At 72.5% G+C, this 18,314-nt stretch carries 16 protein-coding genes and 1 pseudogene; 8 read left to right on the plus strand and 9 right to left on the minus strand.

All coding sequences use genetic code 11. The features are described from left to right. Positions 1–36: 36 nt before the first annotated feature. Positions 37–957, plus strand: coding sequence for a hypothetical protein (locus tag OHA58_RS24540; protein ID WP_405481402.1), 921 nt, complete (start codon positions 37–39; stop codon positions 955–957). Between the two features lie 1,114 nt (positions 958–2,071). After that, positions 2,072–2,245: pseudogene (locus tag OHA58_RS24545) on the plus strand (hypothetical protein); the annotation flags it as partial. A 92-nt stretch (positions 2,246–2,337) separates the two neighbouring features. On the opposite strand, the gene OHA58_RS24550 reads toward OHA58_RS24545, so the two are convergent. Further along, complete coding sequence (locus OHA58_RS24550; RefSeq protein ID WP_405481409.1) at positions 2,338–3,375, minus strand: rod shape-determining protein; 1,038 nt, start codon at positions 3,373–3,375, stop codon at positions 2,338–2,340. A gap of 206 nt (positions 3,376–3,581) precedes the next feature. Here OHA58_RS24550 and OHA58_RS24555 point away from each other — a divergent pair, with 206 nt between their 5' ends. Beyond that, entirely contained in the window at positions 3,582–4,859 is a 1,278-nt protein-coding gene (locus OHA58_RS24555) for an MFS transporter (protein WP_405485148.1), read from the plus strand. A 97-nt stretch (positions 4,860–4,956) separates the two neighbouring features. Here the strand turns inward: OHA58_RS24555 and OHA58_RS24560 are convergent, their stop codons facing one another. Next, on the minus strand, positions 4,957–5,223 hold the full coding sequence (locus OHA58_RS24560) for a hypothetical protein (RefSeq protein WP_405481410.1): 267 nt from the start codon (positions 5,221–5,223) through the stop codon (positions 4,957–4,959). 22 nt (positions 5,224–5,245) lie between these two features. Here OHA58_RS24560 and OHA58_RS24565 point away from each other — a divergent pair, with 22 nt between their 5' ends. Then, entirely contained in the window at positions 5,246–5,656 is a 411-nt protein-coding gene (locus OHA58_RS24565) for a hypothetical protein (protein ID WP_405481412.1), read from the plus strand. On the opposite strand, the gene OHA58_RS24570 is transcribed toward OHA58_RS24565, so the two are convergent. Together OHA58_RS24570 and OHA58_RS24575 are read right to left on the minus strand one after the other, a co-directional pair. Then, entirely contained in the window at positions 5,608–5,877 is a 270-nt protein-coding gene (locus OHA58_RS24570; protein ID WP_405481413.1) for a hypothetical protein, read from the minus strand. The genes OHA58_RS24565 and OHA58_RS24570 overlap by 49 nt on opposite strands. A 113-nt stretch (positions 5,878–5,990) precedes the next feature. After that, complete coding sequence (locus OHA58_RS24575; protein ID WP_405481414.1) at positions 5,991–6,290, minus strand: CU044_2847 family protein; 300 nt, start codon at positions 6,288–6,290, stop codon at positions 5,991–5,993. Positions 6,291–6,569: 279 nt separating this feature from the next. Here OHA58_RS24575 and OHA58_RS24580 point away from each other — a divergent pair, with 279 nt between their 5' ends. Together OHA58_RS24580 and OHA58_RS24585 are read left to right on the plus strand one after the other, a co-directional pair. After that, positions 6,570–10,244 carry a S8 family serine peptidase gene (locus tag OHA58_RS24580; RefSeq protein WP_405481416.1) on the plus strand — a complete coding sequence of 1,225 codons (3,675 nt, stop codon included), beginning with the start codon at positions 6,570–6,572 and terminating at the stop codon, positions 10,242–10,244. Between the two features lie 387 nt (positions 10,245–10,631). Next, complete coding sequence (locus OHA58_RS24585) at positions 10,632–11,504, plus strand: LLM class flavin-dependent oxidoreductase (protein ID WP_405481418.1); 873 nt, start codon at positions 10,632–10,634, stop codon at positions 11,502–11,504. Between the two features lie 378 nt (positions 11,505–11,882). Here the strand turns inward: OHA58_RS24585 and OHA58_RS24590 are convergent, their stop codons facing one another. Next, a complete protein-coding gene (locus OHA58_RS24590; protein WP_405481419.1) occupies positions 11,883–13,235 on the minus strand; it encodes a carboxyl transferase domain-containing protein in 1,353 nt (450 codons plus the stop codon). Beyond that, entirely contained in the window at positions 13,228–14,685 is a 1,458-nt protein-coding gene (locus OHA58_RS24595) for an acyl-CoA synthetase (protein ID WP_405481421.1), read from the minus strand. The genes OHA58_RS24590 and OHA58_RS24595 overlap by 8 nt, the downstream gene beginning before the upstream one ends. 168 nt (positions 14,686–14,853) lie before the next feature. Between OHA58_RS24595 and OHA58_RS24600 the strand changes: the two genes are divergently transcribed. Both OHA58_RS24600 and OHA58_RS24605 read left to right on the plus strand, forming a co-directional pair. After that, positions 14,854–15,564, plus strand: coding sequence for a FadR/GntR family transcriptional regulator (locus OHA58_RS24600; RefSeq protein ID WP_382997973.1), 711 nt, complete (start codon positions 14,854–14,856; stop codon positions 15,562–15,564). 71 nt (positions 15,565–15,635) lie between these two features. Next, the gene (locus OHA58_RS24605; protein WP_405481422.1) at positions 15,636–16,538 is read left to right on the plus strand and encodes a RimK family alpha-L-glutamate ligase; all 903 of its coding nucleotides are present in this window, start codon (positions 15,636–15,638) and stop codon (positions 16,536–16,538) included. Here OHA58_RS24605 and OHA58_RS24610 read toward each other — a convergent pair. From OHA58_RS24610 to OHA58_RS24620, 3 genes are read right to left on the minus strand one after another with little or no spacing between them, the layout of a single operon-like run. Next, positions 16,528–17,127: a hypothetical protein gene (locus OHA58_RS24610; RefSeq protein ID WP_405481423.1), complete on the minus strand. Its 600-nt coding sequence runs from the start codon at positions 17,125–17,127 to the stop codon at positions 16,528–16,530. The two genes, OHA58_RS24605 and OHA58_RS24610, sit on opposite strands and share 11 nt — an antisense overlap. Before the next feature lie 32 nt (positions 17,128–17,159). Further along, positions 17,160–17,390, minus strand: a complete 231-nt coding sequence (locus tag OHA58_RS24615; RefSeq protein WP_100591888.1) for a Trm112 family protein — start codon at positions 17,388–17,390, stop codon at positions 17,160–17,162. Continuing rightward, positions 17,377–18,306 carry a hypothetical protein gene (locus OHA58_RS24620; protein ID WP_382476060.1) on the minus strand — a complete coding sequence of 310 codons (930 nt, stop codon included), beginning with the start codon at positions 18,304–18,306 and terminating at the stop codon, positions 17,377–17,379. The genes OHA58_RS24615 and OHA58_RS24620 overlap by 14 nt, the downstream gene beginning before the upstream one ends. Between the last annotated feature and the right edge of the window lie 8 nt (positions 18,307–18,314).

An 18,314-nucleotide genomic window follows, 5' to 3' on the forward strand; every position in this document is an offset into this window, starting at 1 on the left:
TGACGCCGAATCCGCCCCTTTGGACTCGAGGGATGCATGAAAATGCCGCACAGCTCGCTCAGAAAATCGAAGACTCCGGCCGCCGCGGCAATCTCGCAAAGACTTGAAGAGACCATCGAAAGCTCCGAGTACTGGGCAAGAAGGATGCCGCGCGAAGCCGTCCGCCTGGTACGCAAGGAGCGCCTCTACGGCGTCGCCGCCGGAGGCGTCAGCCTCCTCACCGGCCTTCTGGCCTGGCCTCTGGTCGCCGAGTCCTCGATGCTGACGGCGCAGGTTCTCATCTCCGGGCTGTCGGGCCTGGCAGCGCTGGCCATTGCCGCCCCCTACGCGAGCGGCCTGAGTGATCGCGGCGAGGACTCCATCAAGCTGGGCAGCGCGTACGGGGAAATGCATCGCGAACTCCTGCGCGACAGAGAGCAGATCGCCGAGGGATTCGCGAAGAATACGTCTCAACTGTCCGGATTCTACCAACAGTTCGACTACATCGAAGAACGCAGAGACTCCCTCGGAATTCGCCCCATTCCCTCAAGGGTGAGCGCATCCGGTGTTCCGCTGGCCGGCGAGGTCGGGCGGCGAGGGCAGGCCGTCCCGATCGCACCGAGAAGGCATGCAAGGAGTTCGGAACCGGCGGCGCCGGTGAGCCGTGGTCGTACGGTTGTCGTGGATCAGGACGCGGTCGCCACGCTCATCTACCTCGTGGCGAATCAGTTGGTCTCGCAGGATCAGTATTCGACAGCGGAGTTCGCTCGTCGCCCGTCTTCGATTCAGTCCGAGATCTGCGAGCAGGGTTCGACAGGGCGCCTCGAACAGCATTGGCAGCCCGCCTTGCCATTCGACACCTCACGAAGTTCGGACTCGGGAAGGCGTGACGAAAACCGCCTCACGGCAACGTCTCAGGCGCTTCTCTCGAAGCTGTCCGGTCCGGCGGGGCCACTGCGACGATTCAGCCGTTCATGACGGTGTGTCCGGGCACGAACGACGAGTCGTGCGGAGCCGGCCGAATGGCTGCCCTCTCCACGGGGGCGGCCTTCGGCTGAACATGTGCTCCGACCAAGGAACACACACGTCCAGCACGAAGGCCGTGAGGACGAGCCTGCTGTATCACGACGCCCGACGGGATCCGCTGGAATAACTGTCATGCTTCCGGGACAAGTTCTACTCCTGCCTGACCGCCCGTTCGGACTGGTTGCGGCCCGATGCCCACACCTCACCGGAACGGACCCTGTGCCACACCTACGGCCGGGGCAAAGAGCTGCCGACGGCACCCCCCATCGTCCACGGAACAGTGATCCGCCTGGACATCGACCACCTGCCCAGCGGAGCAACACCGAAGCCGGTCTGGTTGTGGTGGTCCGCCGCCGACGCCACACCGGCAGCACCCGCGCATCGAGGGGACACAGTCAGCCGATCGGCTGAGCGGAAGTGCCCGGCGAGCCCTTGCATCCGTCACACACAGGGGCTCGGCCGGCCGAACTGAGCGGTGCAAGCGGCCTGGCGGGCCACCAAGTGATGAGGCGGTCCCGGGAGCTGTATCCGTAGGCGAACTCGCTTGGTGCGCAAGGTGCATGGGGGCGTGCGACCGGGACGGCCGGACGCCGCCGCAGTCCGCCAGGCCCCCGGACAGGCCGTTCCCCGGCACCGGTCGCGGCGCGGCCTCGCGTCACTATTGATGTGTCCAGTCACGCGAACAGCGCAAGGTTCCCACCGGAGCCCACGCGCGCGGGATCAGCCGGTCCATAGCACCGTTCGCCGTATGGAATCCACACCGATAGTCGTGCACCCGCCCACCCCCACCGGGGGCCGGCGGGTAGCAATCCAGGGGCACGTCGCCGGGATCGCCCGGAGTGATGCCGACCTCGTCGAATTCCTCTGTCAGGCCGGCGTGACGGTGCACAGCGCTCTCCTCGATGACGAGACATGGGTGAAGTGGCGGGGAGGGCCGGCCCACCACTACGCGGCACCATGAACATCGTGGACTCGCCAAGGGCAAGCGAGTCTCCCAGCCTCCTCAGCCATGACTCTCCGCGTGTGCGGAGGTGAGCCGCCCCGTGCCGGCCATCGGAGGCTCCCGATGGTTTGCTCGGGCCTGCCCCGATGTTCGTGCGTCGCGACGCCTCCGTGGACTGCCCGAGCTCGCCCGCATCAGGTCGACTTCGGCTCGCCCGCCTGCGCACCGGCCCCGGGGCTCGGTGCGCACGGCGGTGAACCGGCTCGCCCGCATCAGGTCGACTTCGCGCCGGGGGATCAACTCCTGCTGTGCACGGACGGCGTGACCGAGACCCGCGACACGCAACATCAAAGGACGTCCCCGCGCCGCGTCGAACCCGGTCGCCGGAATCAGCCGGCCACCGGGGCGAGGGTGAGGGGCTGGACCTTGCCCTCCAGCATCGCGCCGAGGCCGAGGACCGCGCAGATGTCCGGGCGTTCGGCGATGTGGACCGGCACTCCCGTGGCGTCGCGCAGCATCTGGTCGAAACCGGGCAGCAGCGCGCTGCCGCCGACCATCATGATGCCGCGGTCCGCGAGGTCGGCCACCAGGTCGGGCGGGCAGTCCCGCAGGACCTTGCCGATGCCGTCGAGGACGGCGGTCAGCGGGGTGTGGATCGCGTGGCGCACGGCCGCCGTGTCGACGTGCACCGAGCGGGCCAGGCCCGTCGCCACGTCCCGGCCGTGGATCTCCGTCGACTCCGGACCGTGCGAGGTGAGGCCGTTGCCGCTGAGGGCGAGCTGCAGGGGACGTACGGACTGCGACGGGAGCATCAGTTCGTGGTGCTGGCGCAGGTGCTGGACCACCGCGTGGTCGATGGCGTCGCCGCCGACCGGGATGCGCTCGGCGGTCACGATCGAGCCCAGGGACAGGACGGCGATCTGCGTCGTGGCCGCGCCGCACACGATGATCATCGTGCCTTCGGGGCGCTCCACGGGCAGGCCGCAGCCGACGGCGGCGGCGATGAGGGTGTCGACGAGTTCGACGCGGCGCGCCCCGAGCCCGACCAGCGTCTCGACGGTGGCGCGCTGCGCGAGCGGATCGGCGTCGTGCGGCGTGCAGGCGGCGGCGCGCAGCCGGGGCTTGCGGCGCAGCGCGCGGCGCAGCTTCTCGCCGATGAGGTGGCGCAGCATGCGCTGGGCCATGTCGATGTCGACGACGGTGCCGCCGGAGACGGGGCGCATGACGCGGATGTAGTCGGGGGTGCGGCCCGTCATCTTCTCGGCGAGCTCACCGACCGCGATCAGCGCGCCGGTGCGGGTGTTGACGGCGGCGGCGCTCGGCTCGTCGACGACGAGGCCCGCGCCCTTCACGAACACCCGGGTCCGCGCGGCCCCCAGGTCGACGGCGAGATGGCAGCGGCGCAACTGCTCCAGACTGACGGTCATGGCAGATCCTCCCGAGAGCGCAGACCGTGACGGGTCGTCAAATAACGGCCCTTCTGGAATCCTGCGGCGGGGCGGCTCCGGGCGCGCGCTGGAATGAGCCGGGCGGGGTTCCGCCGGACGGGTGGTCTTGCCGGGCGTTGTTAGCATCCCGTGTGACCAGCACCCCCTCCTCGCCGGACCAGGCAGACGCTTCCGAGACCCCCGCGATGCCCGCCTCGGCACAGGTGAAGGATCCCGCGCCGGGTGGTCGCCGCCGGATTCTCGCCGATCTCACCCCGCTGCGTATCTCCGTCGACTACCGGCGCCTGTGGGTCGGCAACACCGTGTCCTGGACGGGCCAGGCGATGACCGCGCTCGCGGTGTCCCTCCAGGTGTACGACATCACGCGCTCCAGCTTCTCCGTGGGCCTCGTCGGCCTGTTCTCGCTGGTCCCGCTGGTCGTCTTCGGCCTCTACGGGGGTGCCATCGCGGACACGATGGACCGGCGCAAGCTCGGCCTGTACAGCGCGTCCGGCTCGTGCGCGCTGTCCGTGGCACTGGCCGTCGCGGCGCTTGCCGGCTATCACCGGGTGTGGCTGCTCTACGCGGTCGTGTCCCTCCAGGCGGTGTGCGGGGCGCTCAACTCCCCGGCGCGCACGTCGATGATTCCGCGCCTGCTGCCGCCGGAACACCTGCCGGCGGCGAACGCGCTTGGCTCCATGACGACCACGGCCGGCACCCTCATCGGCCCCATGCTGGGCGGCGTCGTGGTCGGCCTGTGGGGCTACCAGACGGCGTACCTGATCGACGCCGTCGCCTTCTCGGCGGCTCTGTACGCGATGTGGCGGCTGCCGGCGATGCTGCCGGACGGGGCGGCGGGGGAGCGGCGCAAGCGGGCCTCCGTGGTGGACGGCCTGCGGTTCCTGGCCGGGCGGCCCAACCTCCGGATGACCTTCTTCACGGACATGTGCGCGATGGTCCTCGCGTATCCGCGGGCGCTGTACCCGGCCGTCGCGCTGCTCTGGTACGGCGGCGACGCCCGGACCACCGGCCTGCTCGTCGCCGCTCCCGCGGTGGGCGCGCTGCTGGGCGGAGTGTTCTCCGGCTGGCTCGGCCGCGTGCACCGGCACGGCCTGGCGATCGTGATCGCCGTGTGCGGGTGGGGCCTCGCCATCGCCGTCTTCGGCCTCACCAGGAACCTCTGGCTCGGCCTCTTCTTCCTCGCGCTCGCCGGCTGCGCGGACACGGTCTCGATGGTCTTCCGCGGCACGATGCTCCAGGTCGCCGCCCCCGACGAGATGCGCGGCCGCCTCCAGGGCGTCTTCATCGTGGTCGTGGCGGGCGGCCCCCGCCTCGGCGACTTCGTCGCAGGCTCGACGGCCGACCTCGCGTCCCCCGCACTGGCGATTACGGGCGGCGGCACGGCCTGCGTGGTGGCGGTCCTGCTCCTCGCCCTGAAATGGCGCAAGTTCCTGAGCTACGACGCCAGGAGGCCTACGGCGTGAGGAGGCCTACGGCGTGAGGGCGCTCGGGGCGTCCCCGGTTCGTGACGAACTCCCTTGATCCGCCGGGGTAGCGCCTGGGGCTTCCGGAGCCGGAGCGTCAGCGGTGCAGGGAGTTCGGGGCGTAGCCGATGAGGGGGAGGCCTATCGTCCGGGCCGCCCTCAGCTCCGCGGGGGGACGAGCCGATGAGTACGCCGTGCGGGGTGGGGAGCCCGGCTGGTGCAGGGCGCGGTGCAGGGCGTCCGGGTTCGGCATGAGGAGGCGGGGGTCTTCGGAGCGGCCGTGGACGCCCGCGCGGACGGCGAGGGCACGGTTTTGGAGGTGGGCCGAGACGACGTGCGGTGACACGTCGCTGACCACGGACACCGGGCGGCCGGTGGAGTTGAGCGTGCGGATCAGGAGGTCCGCGTCGCGGGTGGGCCGGGCCGTGCGCAGGGCGCGCAGTTCGATGGCGCTGCGGCGAGCAGTCGAGGCCCGCGCGCGCCGCCTTCGCGACGAGGACGCGCAGCCGGTCCCGGTCCGCGTCCTCGCGGGCCGGGGTGGGGAGGCGCTCGCCGAGCTCGGGCCAGTAGCGGGCCATGACGTGGGTGGGCAGCATCCGGCCGTTGCGCACGCCGCGGCCGCCGGTGGCCGTGACCATCCCGACGACCTCACCGGTGCCGGCGCGCGCGACCGCGGCGCCGCTGAACCCGGCCTCCAGGGGCTGACCGTGTCCGTTCCACGCCTCCAGCTGGATCCACTCGCCGCCGATCAACTGGGCGGTGGTGGCTCGGTATTCGGCGAGTGTCCCTCGTCGTAGCCGCGCGGGAAGCCGTACGCGACGAGCTTGCGCGGCGGCTCGCCGAACGCGGCGTCGGCGGGGGCGAAGGCGGCCGGGTCGACCGGCGCGTCCTCGTCGAGTTCGAGGACGGCGAGGTCGCCGGGGTCGGTGGGGTGGCCGCCCCAGCCGCCGTGCGACACGACCCGCGCCGGCACGGCCACCGCGCCCGCCTCGTGCGGGAACGTGACCGTGACGGGCACGGCGGGCCGCTGTCCGCGATCACATGGGCGCAGGTCACGACCTTGCGGCCGGTCACCACGAGGCCGGCCCCGATCTGGCGCCCGCACTCGATCCTGGCGTGCCGGCGCGCTGTTCACGCGCCGTCCGTGGCCGCGCGGTCCGTCGCCGACCAGCTGAGCTTCACCACCAGATGGCCCTCTGCCGTGCCCTTGGCGATCACCGCGCCCGCCTCGGCGGACATCTTCACGCCGAACTCGATCTCCACGCCGTCCGGCTTGAGCGGCCCCTCGCGAAAGACCCGCAGCGCCGACTCTGCCGCCGAGCGCGCCCCGTCGAGCGCCGACTCGAACGTGCCGACCGCCTGCGCCGTGGGAAGGCCCCCGCGCGAGACGAGCCGTACCCCGGGGGTCTCGTACTCCACCAAACCGTCCATGCCGCCCCCGTGAAACCGGTCGAAACGTGTGGTACATGCCCAACGCCAGTGTGGCCGAGGGGTGTTGGGGCTGTCAGCCGCACCCGGACGCCGGCACTGGGATGGCGGCCGGATCGCGTCCGGATGGCGGCCGGATCGAGTCCCGATCGCTCCCTGGCGGGAAGGCGCCAGGGCAACTTCCCGCCAGGTCCCGTCAATGTCGCCGTAACAGTGGGCACTTCACACTCTTCGCAGTGCTCGGGTAACACCCCCACCCGAGGCTTACGAAGAGAGGCAACGATGACCAGAGGACCTGCGAGACGGAGCGCGGCCCTGCTGTCGGCCGGGCTCGCGCTCGCGCTGCTTCCCGGCGGGCAGGCCGTGGCCCGAGACGTCACCACCCCGGCGGCCCACGCCACCACGCCCGCCGCCCGCGCCGCTCACACAGTGACCCTGGTGACCGGCGACAAGGTGACTGTCACCGACCTCGGCGGCACCAAGAAGGCCGTCACCGTCGACCGCGCGAAGGGCGCGACCGGCGCCGTCAGGACCCAGGTGATCGACGGCAGGATCAGCGTCGTACCCGACGAGGCGCGCCCCTACCTGGCGGCCGGGACGCTGGACGCCAGGCTCTTCGACGTGAGTGAGCTGATACGCCAGGGCCTGTCCGACGCCAAGGCCGACACGACTCCGCTCATCGTGTCGTACAGCGGGAAGAGTGCCCGTTCCGCGGCGCGCACCCCGAAGGGCGCCGACCGGACCCGCGCTCTCGCCAGCATCGGCGGCGCCGCCGTGGACGCCGGCAAGGGCCGCACGTTCTGGAACGCCGTGACCGCCCCCGAAGGCAAGGACTTCGCCGACGGCATCGGCAAGATCTGGCTCGACGGCCGCGTCAAGGCCGACATGGCCGAGAGCAACGAGCAGATCGGCACCCCGAAGGCCTGGGAGGCCGGGCTCACCGGCAAGGGCGTCAAGGTCGCCGTCCTCGACACCGGCTACGACGCCACGCACCCCGACCTCGCGTCCCGCGTCACCGAGTCCAAGTCCTTCATCGAGGGCCAGGAGGTCGCGGACGGCAACGGCCACGGCACCCACGTGACCTCGACCGTGGGCGGCAGCGGCGCCGCCTCCGACGGCAAGGAGAAGGGCGTCGCCCCCGGCGCGACCCTCGCCGTCGGCAAGGTCCTCAGCAACGAGGGATCCGGCAGCGAGTCGCAGATCATCGCCGGTATGGAGTGGGCCGCCAAGGACATCCACGCCAAGGTCGTCTCGATGAGCCTCGGTTCGTCCGAGGCCAGCGACGGCACCGACCCGATGGCCGCCGCCGTGAACTCCCTGTCCAAGGAGACCGGCGCCCTCTTCGTCATCGCCGCGGGCAACTCCGGCGCCCCCGGCTCCATCGGCTCGCCCGGCGCCGCCGACTCCGCGCTCACCATCGGCGCCGTCGACTCCTCCGACCAGGCCGCCTACTTCACCAGCAAGGGCCCCCGCTTCGGGGACAACGGGCTCAAGCCCGACCTGTCCGCGCCCGGCGTCGACATCCTCGCCGCCCGCTCCTCGCTGGTCTCCGGCAGCGGCCCGTACACCACCATGAGCGGTACGTCGATGGCGACGCCGCACGTCGCCGGTGTCGCGGCCCTGCTCGCCGAGAAGCACCCCGACTGGACGGGCGCGCAGCTCAAGGACGGGCTGATGTCGACGTCCGAGGAACTCGCCGACTCCGCCTACGACCTGGGTTCGGGACGCGTCAGCGTGCCCGACGCCGTGACCGCGGACGTCACCGCGACCGGCAGCGCCGACCTCGGCTACTACAAGTGGCCGTACGAGAGCAACAAGCCGGTCACGAAGACGGTCACCTACAGCAACTCCTCCGACAGCGCGGTGGAGCTGACGCTGGCCGCGGAGGGCGCGGCCGACGGCGTCGTCTCGCTCGCCGACAGCAAGCTGACCGTGCCGGCGCACGGCACCGCCTCCACGACCGTGACCGGTGACGGCGCCAAGGCCGCCGTCGGGAACACCAGCGGGCGCATCGTCGCGTCCGTGGCCGGGAAGCCCGTCGCCCACACGGCGTTCGGCCTGGTCAAGGAAGAGGAGCGGTACACGCTCACCGTCCATGTGAAGGACCGCGACGGCGCCGCGACGGCCGCGTATCTCGGCGTGCAGCAGCTCGTCGGGAACACCGATCCGTTCCCCGCCACGGTCGGTGACTCCGGCACCCTCCAGCTGCGCCTGAAGCCCGGCTCGTACTACGTCGAGTCCTACCTCGACGTGCGCGGCAGCCACGGCAAGGACTCCCTCGGACTCGGCTACCTCGCCGACCCCGAGATCAAGCTTGACCGGGACCGCGAGATCACCCTCGACGGACGGCAGTTGAAGGAGGTCAAGGCCGACGTCGGCCGGACCGCTCAGACCCGCCAGCTCGTCATGGAGGCCGACCGGAAGGCGGGCGGCGCCGACTACATGAGCGCGGTCCAGCTGCCCATCAAGTACGACAGCATCTTCGCGGCGCCCACCCGCAAGGTCACCGATGGGTCCTTCGAGTACCGCACCGTGTGGCGCCTCGGGAAGCCCACGCTCCAGGTGGACGGCCTTCGTGAGGCCGTCGTCCAGAGCGGCGGCACCCTGACCGAGGGCCGCAGCAAGCTCGCGGTCGTGGACGCCGGGGCCGGCGCGCCCGCCGACTACACGGGCAAGAACGTGCACGGCAAGGCCGTCCTCGTGCGCCGCACCGACGCGCTCTCCCCGGCGGAGCTCGCCCAGGCCGCGCAGGACGCGGGCGCCAAGGCGCTGTTCGTCACCGACGGCGCCGCGGGCCGGCTCAACGCCTGGTTCGGCACGGACGACGACACCGACCGGCCGCTCCAGATCGCCACGGTCGACGCCGCGGACGGCGCGAAGCTCGCCGCGGCCGCGAAGGCGGGCCGCAGCATCACGATGACCGGCACCCGCAACACGCCCTGGGTGTACGACCTCACCGACGAGCACAAGGGAGCCGTCCCGAGCGGCGACCTGACCTACCGGCCCGGCAAGTCCGAACTGGCCGTCCTGGACACCAAGTTCCACGCCGTGAAGCCCCAGGCGGGCGGCGAGTTCCGCTACTCCATCACCGACACCTTCCGCATCGGCCTCGGCTTCCTGGAGAAGATCGACTACCCGGCCGAGCGCACCGACTACGTCTCCACCGGCACCGGCCAGAAGTGGCACGAGTCCGTCCAGACGGGCCCGACCGACCTGGAGCAGCGCAGCGGCCTCGTCACGTACAAGGGCGGCAAGCACTCCGAGCTCGACTGGTTCAAGCCGGTCTGGCACCCGTGGCTCGGCACCGGTCTCGGCTGGGGCCAGCAGCGCGCCGGCAACGACCTCCAGTTCAACGTGCCGGGCTGGGGCGACTCCGGCCCCGACCACACCGGCTTCGGCGACGTGTGGAGCGACCCCTCCCAGACGCAGACCTCCGAGGTGTACGTCGACGGGGTGCTCAAGGACCGCAAGAAGAGTTCCGGCGTGTACGTGTGGGACGCCGACCCGGCCGAGCACACCTACAAGGTCGTCACCGACACGACGCTCGACCCCGCGCGCTGGAAGCTGGCCACGAAGGGCCACTCCGAGTGGACGTTCAAGTCCGCCGAGACCCCTGACGACCGGTTCACGTTCCTGCCGCTGCTCAACCTCGGCTTCGACGTCGACACCGACCTCGCGGGCAATGTCAGTGGCGGACACCGGGTCTCCGTCGGGATCAGCTCCGAGTACGTCAAGGGCGCCCGGGACACCGGGAAGATCGGCGGCGGCACCCTCGAGGTCTCGTACGACGACGGCAAGACCTGGACGAAGGTCGCGCTCGACGGGCACGGCGCGTCCTGGAAGGGCACGCTGAAGGTGCCGGGCGACGCGGAGTACGTGTCCCTGCGCGCCTCGGCGAGCGACGACCGGGGCGGCAAGGTCACCCAGGAGATCATCCGGGCGGTGGGGGTGAAGTAGCCCTCCCTGTACCGATGTTCTGCATGAAGACCCGGCGCGGCAGCTGCCCCGCCGGGCCTTCGTGTTCCATCCAGTGATACGCGGCTGTCCGGAATGCGGGAACGCACTTGTGGGGCGCTGTGGCCGCGGACAGGATGCGTGCATGGCTCCGGTACTCGTCTCGCGCGTGCTCGTCTCGCGCCGCCACGTGGATCTTCAGCGTGTGTCGACGATGCTCTGTCCGGCCGCTTCCGGTACCGACGCCCTTTCCTGAGGCGCTCCGGGGAGGTATTCGGGAGGTATTCCTCGCCCGGCCCGCCCGCGTCCCGTGTCCTTCGAGCCGCTCCGGCGGCCCCGCGTCCGTTCCCGCAGTAGTCCACGCCCCCGCGCGATTCCCGAGGTGTCGTCATGCCCGAGAACCACCCTCTGCTGCACTGGTACCTGCCGGCCCGGCGGCCGGCCGACATCGACTCGCTGGCCCCCACGGCCCTGGCCGCGGAGCGCGCCGGGTTCGACTCGCTCTCGATGCCGGCCGGCGGCCCCGACCCGTGGGCGCTCGCGTCCGGACTCTGTCGACGCACCGAGCGGATCGGCTTCCTCGTCGCGCTGCCCGCCGGCAGCGCGGGACCCACCGTCATCGCCCAACAGGCGGACGCGTTCCGCCGGTTCGCGGGCGGCCGTCTCAGGCTCGATGTCGGCGCGCACGGCGCCGGGCTGACCCACGACCAGCGCTACGGGCGCACCGACGAGGTGATGGCCGTCGTGCGCGACCTGCTCGACGGCAGGCGCATCGACTTCCAGGGGGAGCATGTGCAGGTCGAGGGCGCCCAGCTGAGCGACCCGGCCGTCGAGCATCCGGTGCCGCTCTACTTCGGGGGTGAATCCCCGGACGCCGACGGCATCGCGGCCCGGCGGGCCGATGTGCGGCTGGTGAGGAGCGCGCCGCCGGCCGTCGTCGCGGAGCGCGTCACCCGCTCGCGGGACCGGAATCCGCGGCTGCGGTACGGGCTCCGCCTGCGTCTGGTGGGCCGCGCCGAGGCGTCCGAGGCGCGGGACGCGGCGGACCGGATCCTGGACGACGGCAGGAGCGGACCGGCGGGGGACGCGGTCGTCGGGACGTACGACGAGGTGGCGCGGCGGCTGTTCGCCTACCGGCAGCTCGGCATCGACGAGTTCGTCCTCTACGGCTGTACGGGTCCCGGCGAGCCGGCCCGCGTCGCCGGCGAGATCCTTCCGCGGCTGCGTGCCCTCACGGACGCGGCCGCGGTGTGCGGGGCGTGACGCGCGGCGGCGCCGCCTCCCCGTGGGACCGGGGGAGACGGCGCCGCCGCGGTTGACTCCGCGTGACCTGCGCGGTCCGGCGTCAGACGAGCCAGCCGACGAAGTGGGCGAGGCCGGCGAGGATGTCGGTGATCAGGTTCATGGTGGCGCGTTCTCCTAGCGGTGTTGCATGTGTGGGACCAACTTCCCGGCCACGTATGGGACATGGACCGGTTCACAATTACGGTCTGCAGCCCGTTGCTTGCGCACCGTAAGCATCGTTGGTCACCGACGCCTCATGCAATTCCTGGCGACACGATCACCTGTTCCAGGGAACAACTGCTCCCCTGTTCGTATTTGCGAGGCCTCGTGATGCCCCGTCATGCCGTGTGGGGTTGCTCACGGCGCCGTCCCCGCGATGCCGCGCACCACGCCCAGCTCCACCAAGTCCTGTGGTATGAGATGGAGTTGGTCGGCCGTCGCGTCCGTCTCGTCCGGGTCGCGCTTGAGGATCGCGGCGGCGAGTTCGGGCGCGATGACGGAGAAGTAGCTGTCCGGCGTCGCCCACGTGTTCTCCGGTGCGGCCAGGGCGAGCGCTCCGCCCGAGCCGCCCTCGCCCACGACCAGCGTGGTGACCGGGACCGGCGACGCGGCGAGCGCCGTGAACAGGTCCGCGATGGCGGCGCCCGCCCCGGACCGCTCCGCCTTCGCGTCGTTGGCCGCGCCCGGCGTGTCCACCAGTGTCAGCACGGGCACGCCTAGCCGCCCGGCGAGCCGCACCAGGCGCGCCGCCGTCCGGTAGCCGGCCGGCCGGGTCGCCGTACCGAGCTGTGCGGCGTACGCGACCGTCCTGCCGTCCCGCGCGCTCTCCCCGAAGCCGCACAGCACACCGTCGTCGGTGCCGCCGCAGCGGTCGCCGGCGACCGTGACCCGGGACGTGAAGTAGGCATCCAAGTAGGCGTCCGCGCGCGGCCGTTCGGGGGATCGGGCGCGGCGGACGGCGTCGCGGCCCGTGGCGGGCAGATCGCCGCGGCCGAGCGCGTACGGGACCGGGGCGGGGTCGTCGGACGGGCGCGTGAGCAGCCGCAGCCATCCGGCGAGGGTCCCCGCCAGGTCGTCCTGGCGCACCACCGCGTCGACCGCGCCGGCCGCGAACTGGCCGTGCGCCGAGTACGCCGCCGGGTCCGCGTCCGCCGGCCTCACCCGCGAGCCCGCGAAGCCCACCTGTGCCGACTCGAGCGCCAGGATCACATCGGCGCCCGCGCCGAGCGTCGCCCAGCCGCCGCCCGTCGTCGGGTCGCGCAGGACCGCCACCTGCGCCAGGCCGGCCTCCCGTGTGAGCGCCGACTGCCGTGCCACGCGCTGGAGTTGGACCAGCGCCCGCATACCCTCCTGCATCCGGCTGCCGCCGGTCGCGACCAGGGGCACGACGGGGAGCCGGTGCGCGCGGGCGAACGTGTACGCGGCCTCTATGCGGTCGCCGGTGCGCTCGCCGAGCGAGCCGCCGAGGAAGCCGAACTCGAAGGAGACCAGTACGGCCCTGGTCCCGCCGACCGACGCCGTCCCGCACACGACGGACTCGGCCTCGCCGGTGCGGGCGGTGGCCCGTGCCCGCGCTGCGTCGTAGCCGTCCCAGGAGAGCGGCCCGTCGGGCGCGTACGTGCCGTCGGGGGCGGGCAGTTCGGTGAAGGTGCCGGGGTCGGTGACGGCCGCAAGGGCCTCGCGGGCGGAGAGCCGCACGGTGTCAGCCACGGGGGAGCGCCCGCTTCATGATCTTGCCCATGTCGTTGCGGGGCAGCGCCTCCAGATAGCGCACCACGCGCGGGCGCTTGTGCGGCGCGAGGCGGTCGGCGACATGGGAGGCCAACTCGTCGGCGGCCGGGGGGTGTTCGGCGTCGGCCGGGACGATCCAGGCCACGATGCGCTCGCCGAGGTCGTCGTCGGGCTCGCCGGTGACGGCGGCCTCGCTCACCCCGGGGTGCTCCAGGAGCGCGTTCTCGATCTCGCCCGCGCCGATCTTGTAGCCGCCGCTCTTGATGAGGTCGGTGGCCTTGCGGCCCACGATGCGGACATAGCCGTCCGGGTCGCGGACCGCCATGTCGCCGGTGCGGAACCAGCCGCCCTCGGCGAACGCGCCGGCCGTCGCGTCGGGGCGGTTCAGGTACTCGGTGAAGAGGTTCGGGCCCCTGACCTGGATCTCGCCGACCGCCTCCGGGTCGCCGGCCGGGATCTCCGTGACGCCGTCGTCCTCCACGAGCCGCACCGAGACGCCCGGCAGCGGCACGCCGACCGTGCCCGCCCGCGCCTCGCCGTCCGCCCGCACGCTCGTGTTCATCAGGGTCTCCGTCATCCCGTACCGCTCGATGACGCGGCGGCCCGTCGCGGCGGCGATCCGCTCGTGGTCGTGCACGGGCAGCGCCGCGGAACCGGACACCAGGAGCCGCGCCCCGGACAGGGCCTTCACCAGCTCCGGCTCGGCGGGCAGTGCCTCGGCGATGCGGTGGTACATCGTCGGCACCCCGAACAGCATGGTCGCCCCGCTGCCGAGCTCGCGCGCCACACCCTCCGTGCTGAACCGGCCCAGGTGGCGCACCGATCCGCCGCGGCGCAGCGGGCCGAGGATCCCCAGGATCAGGCCGTGCACATGGAACAGCGGCAGGCCGTGCACCAGGACGTCGTCGCCGGTCCACTCCCAGGCGTCCTGGAGCGCGTCCAGGGTCGAGGTGACCGCGCGGCGCGGCAGGACCGCGCCCTTGGGCGGGCCCGTCGTGCCGGAGGTGTAGACGACGAACGCGGGCGCCGACGCGTCCGGCTCGGGCCACTCGCGGGCCGGGCCCGACGCGGCAGTCGTGTCGATGTCCGTGCCGACGAACGTCAAGTTGCCGAGCGCGTCCGGGAGTTCGGTCCCCGGCGCGGCGAGCACGACGTCCGGGGCGCTGTCGGCCACGATGTGCGCCAGTTCGGCGCTGCCGGACTTCGGGTTGAGCGGCACGGCGGGCACGCCCGCGAGCAGCGCCGCGACGACGCCGACGGCGGTCTCCAGGGTGGGCGTCGCCCACACGGCGGCCCGGCTCGCGCCGTCGAGGCGCGCGGCCAGGGCTCCGGCCGCCGAGGCCAGCTCCCCGTAGGTGAGGGAGCGGTCGCCGAAGCGCAGGGCGGGGCGGTCGGGGTCGTGGGCCAGGGCGGGGAAGAGCAGGGACACGGGTGGCGCTCCTAGCGGCGGTCGACAGTGACGGCAGTGGCCAAGTGGCTGAACCAATGTGGGGGTGGCGTCGCCTGTACGTCAAGGATGCGCGGGAAGATTGGTTCTGCCACTGGGCCATTTCTTCGGTCCGCTGTTACGCTGCGGAACCCCAGGGAGGAGGGCCCCATGACCGACGCACTGCGGCCGATGACGGCCAGGCCGCGCCTGTACGAGCAGGTCCTCGACCGGCTGCGCGCCTACGTCGCCGAGGGCGGCCTGCGCGCCGGTGACCGCCTCCCGCCCGAGCGCGACCTGGCAGCCCGCCTCGGCGTGAGCCGCGCCTCCGTGAAGCAGGCAATCGTCGTCCTGGAGGTCCAGGGCCTGGTGGAGGCCCGGCACGGCGGCGGCACGTACCTCATGCGCGACAGCCTCGACGCGGAGCCCGTCGAGCACATGGTGGAGCGCAGGCGCCGGCTGCCCGACGTCCTGGAGGCCCGCGAGGCCCTGGAGACCAAGCTCGCCGAGCTGGCCGCCGAACGCCGCACCGACGAGGACCTCGCCGCCCTGCACAAGGCGCTCGACCGCATGGCCGCGGACATCGAGGAGGGCGGCCACGGCGTCGAGGGCGACCGGCTCTTCCACGCGGCCGTCACCGCGGCGGCCCACAGCGCGCTCCTCGCCGAGTTCATGCGGTCCATCGCCGACCAGGTCACCGAGTCCCGCACCGAGTCCCTGCGCCAGCCGCGCCGCCCCGCCCGCTCCCTCGCCCAGCACCGGGCGATCCTCGAAGCGATCGAGACGGGCCGCCCCGCACAGGCCGCGGCGGCGATGCGCCGCCATGTACGGACCGTGGCGAAGGTGCGGCTCCTGGACTGGGACCCGGACGAGGGCGAGTAGCCGGTACCTGCCAGGGGGTTGTTAGCCTGCGGAGCGCTCTTCGTACGACCGCACCGACGCATGGAGTTCCCGTGGCAGACGCCCCCGACGGCAGCACGAGCCGGATCGCTCTGGTGACCAGCCGGCCCGGCATCGAGATCGACGGGGACCTGCCGCCGCTCGTGAAGGCGCTGAGTGAGCGGGGCGCCGAGGCCGAGACCGTGTTCTGGGACGACCCCGAGGCCGACTGGGCCTCGTTCGACCTCGCCGTCATCCGCTCCACCTGGGACTACAGCTGGCGCACCGCCGAGTTCGTCGCGTGGGCCGAGCGGTGCGGGGCGCTCACCCGGCTCGCCAACCCGGCGGAGGTCGTGCGCTGGAACACCGACAAGCGGTACCTGGGCGAACTGGCCGGACGCGGGGTGCCCGTCGTCCCCACCCGCTACTTCGCGCCGGGCGACACCCCTGAGCTGCCCGCCGACCGCGAGTACGTGATCAAGCCGACCGCGAGTGCGGGCGCCCGGCTCGCCGCGCGCTACCGGCCCGCCGAGAGCGACACCGCCCTGCGCCAGCTGGCCCGCATGCACGACGCGGGCCTCACCGCGATGATCCAGCCCTACGTCACGGACATCGACGTCACCGGCGAGCGCGCCCTCGTCTTCTGCGGCGGACGCTTCCTGCACGCCATCCGCAAGGGCGCCGTCCTCGCCGAGGGTGTGGCCTACGACGCGCACAAGACGCCCCACCCGGCGCTGGAGCCCTGGGAGCCCACGGCCGCCGAACTCGACGTGGCGGAGCGGGCGCTGGCCGCCGTGCCGGGCGCCCCCGAGCTGCTCTACGCGCGCGTCGACCTGGTCGACGGCGACGACGGGAAGCCGTGCGTCATGGAGCTGGAGCTCGTCGAACCCAACCTGTTTCTCGGCACGGTCCACCCCGGCTCCCTGCCGGTCGTGGCCGACGCGATCATCGAGGTGGCCGCCGGCGTCAGCCGGTGAGCGTCCAGCGCTGGAGCAGCCCGTAGGTGAACTCCGCCCTGACCTCCCGAAGCGTCCCCTCCGCGTCCGGCGCCGCGAAGGCGAGGCCCCAGCGCGTGGGCGCCGAGCCCTCCAGCGGGCGGGCGGGCGGGAACGCCTCGGACACCTCGTCCACGGTGCAGGACCAGGGGACGAGGTCGTCGAGGGTGCGGAGCGTGGGCGCGGGCGCGCCGGGGGCCCGGACCAGCCACTCGTTCCACACCGCGCCGTTCGGGCCGGCCAGCGCCTCGAAGAGCAGACCGGGCCAGAGAGGCACTCGCCATTGGAGGGCCTCGCAGGTCAGGTCCCCGATCTGCCGGGTGACGGTCTGTTCGGGGGTGCCGAGGAGTGAGCGGTACAGGGACCGCGTGGTGAGCGGGCCCCTCACATGGCGCCTGGCCTGGTAGCGGCGGTTCGCCTCCCGCATCTGCGCCACCGACGCGCCGAGTTCCCGGCGCGCGTCCTCCACAAGCTCCGGGTTGTGGTCCGCCATGCGGCGCAGCAGGACCAGCTGGAAGTCGGTGACCGTGAAGGGCTCACCGGTGGGGGCGGGCCCGCGTCGCGCTGACATGCGGTCCATGGTCGCGCACGGCGGCCGCGCCGTCAGGGCGACATCCGGTCGAGCAGCCGCTCGTGCTCGTCCTCCGGGACCTGCTCGCCCGACGAGGGCAGGAGCTGGGGGATGCCGTCGACGATCGGGTAGCGGCGCCGCAGCCGGGGGTTGTAGAGCGCCTCGCCCGACAAGAGGGCGTCCTCCTCGGGCGGGAGGAGGTGCAGCGGGCCCTTGTCGAGCGGGCAGGCCAGGATCCTCAGCAGCGGGTCATCGGGCTTCACGGTGGGCCAACTCCTTGGCGGGCGAGGGCGGTGGGGGCGGCTGGTCGTCGTGCTTCGGCATGAGGAGCAGTACGGACACGGCGAGGACCGTGCCGGTCAGGCGCAGCGCCAGGGGCACCGGCTCGCGCGGCAGTGACTCGCCGAACGCGAGCGTGCCGAGCACGGCCGTGAACAGGCACGTGACCGTCGAGCACACCGGCACGATCAGGGAGGCGCGGCACCGCTGGAGCGCCGCCTGCGACATGACGAGCCCGAACCCGCCCGTGCACAGCAGGAGATAGGGGTACGGAGAGGTCAGCAGGTGCAGCGCGGCCGCGCCGAGCCGGTCCGTGGTCAGATACCCCGCCACCCCCTTGATGGCCAGCGAGCTCACGCCGTAGAGCAGGCCCACCGCGACCCCGTACTCGACGCCGGTCGTCGGGAGGCGGTGCCGGCGGCGCGTTCTGCGCTCGGCGAGGCCGTACAGGAGGAGCCCCGCCGCGAGCGTCGGCACGCACACCCCGAGGATCAGCGCGGCGGGTGCGCCCTTGCTGACCGTGTCGCTGCCCTGGCGCAGGGACAGTACGACCATCAGGAGCGCGGCGAGGATCGCTCCGATCGCGTACCGCTCCCGGCCCGTCGTGCGCTCCCCGAGGAGCGCCGAGGACAGGAGCAGCAGGAGGACGAGGCCGGAGACGAAGATGGCCTGCGCGGCGGCGATGGGAAGCGTTCTGTAGACCGCGAGCTGTGCCCCGAACCCGGCGGCCAGGGCCAGGGAGCCGCCGAGCCACAGGGGGCTGCCGGCGACGAGGCGCACCAGGTGGGCCGGGCGGCGCACGCTCACCTGAGGCAGCGCGGCGAGTGCCCGCTTCTCCAGGACGAACCCGGTGCTGTAGAGGACGTTCGCGAGCAGCGCCGCGCCGACGCCCCACCACATTGCGGTCA

Source organism: Streptomyces sp. NBC_00009 (assembly GCF_045040855.1).
GTDB classification, from domain to species: Bacteria; Actinomycetota; Actinomycetes; order Streptomycetales; family Streptomycetaceae; genus Streptomyces; species Streptomyces aureus.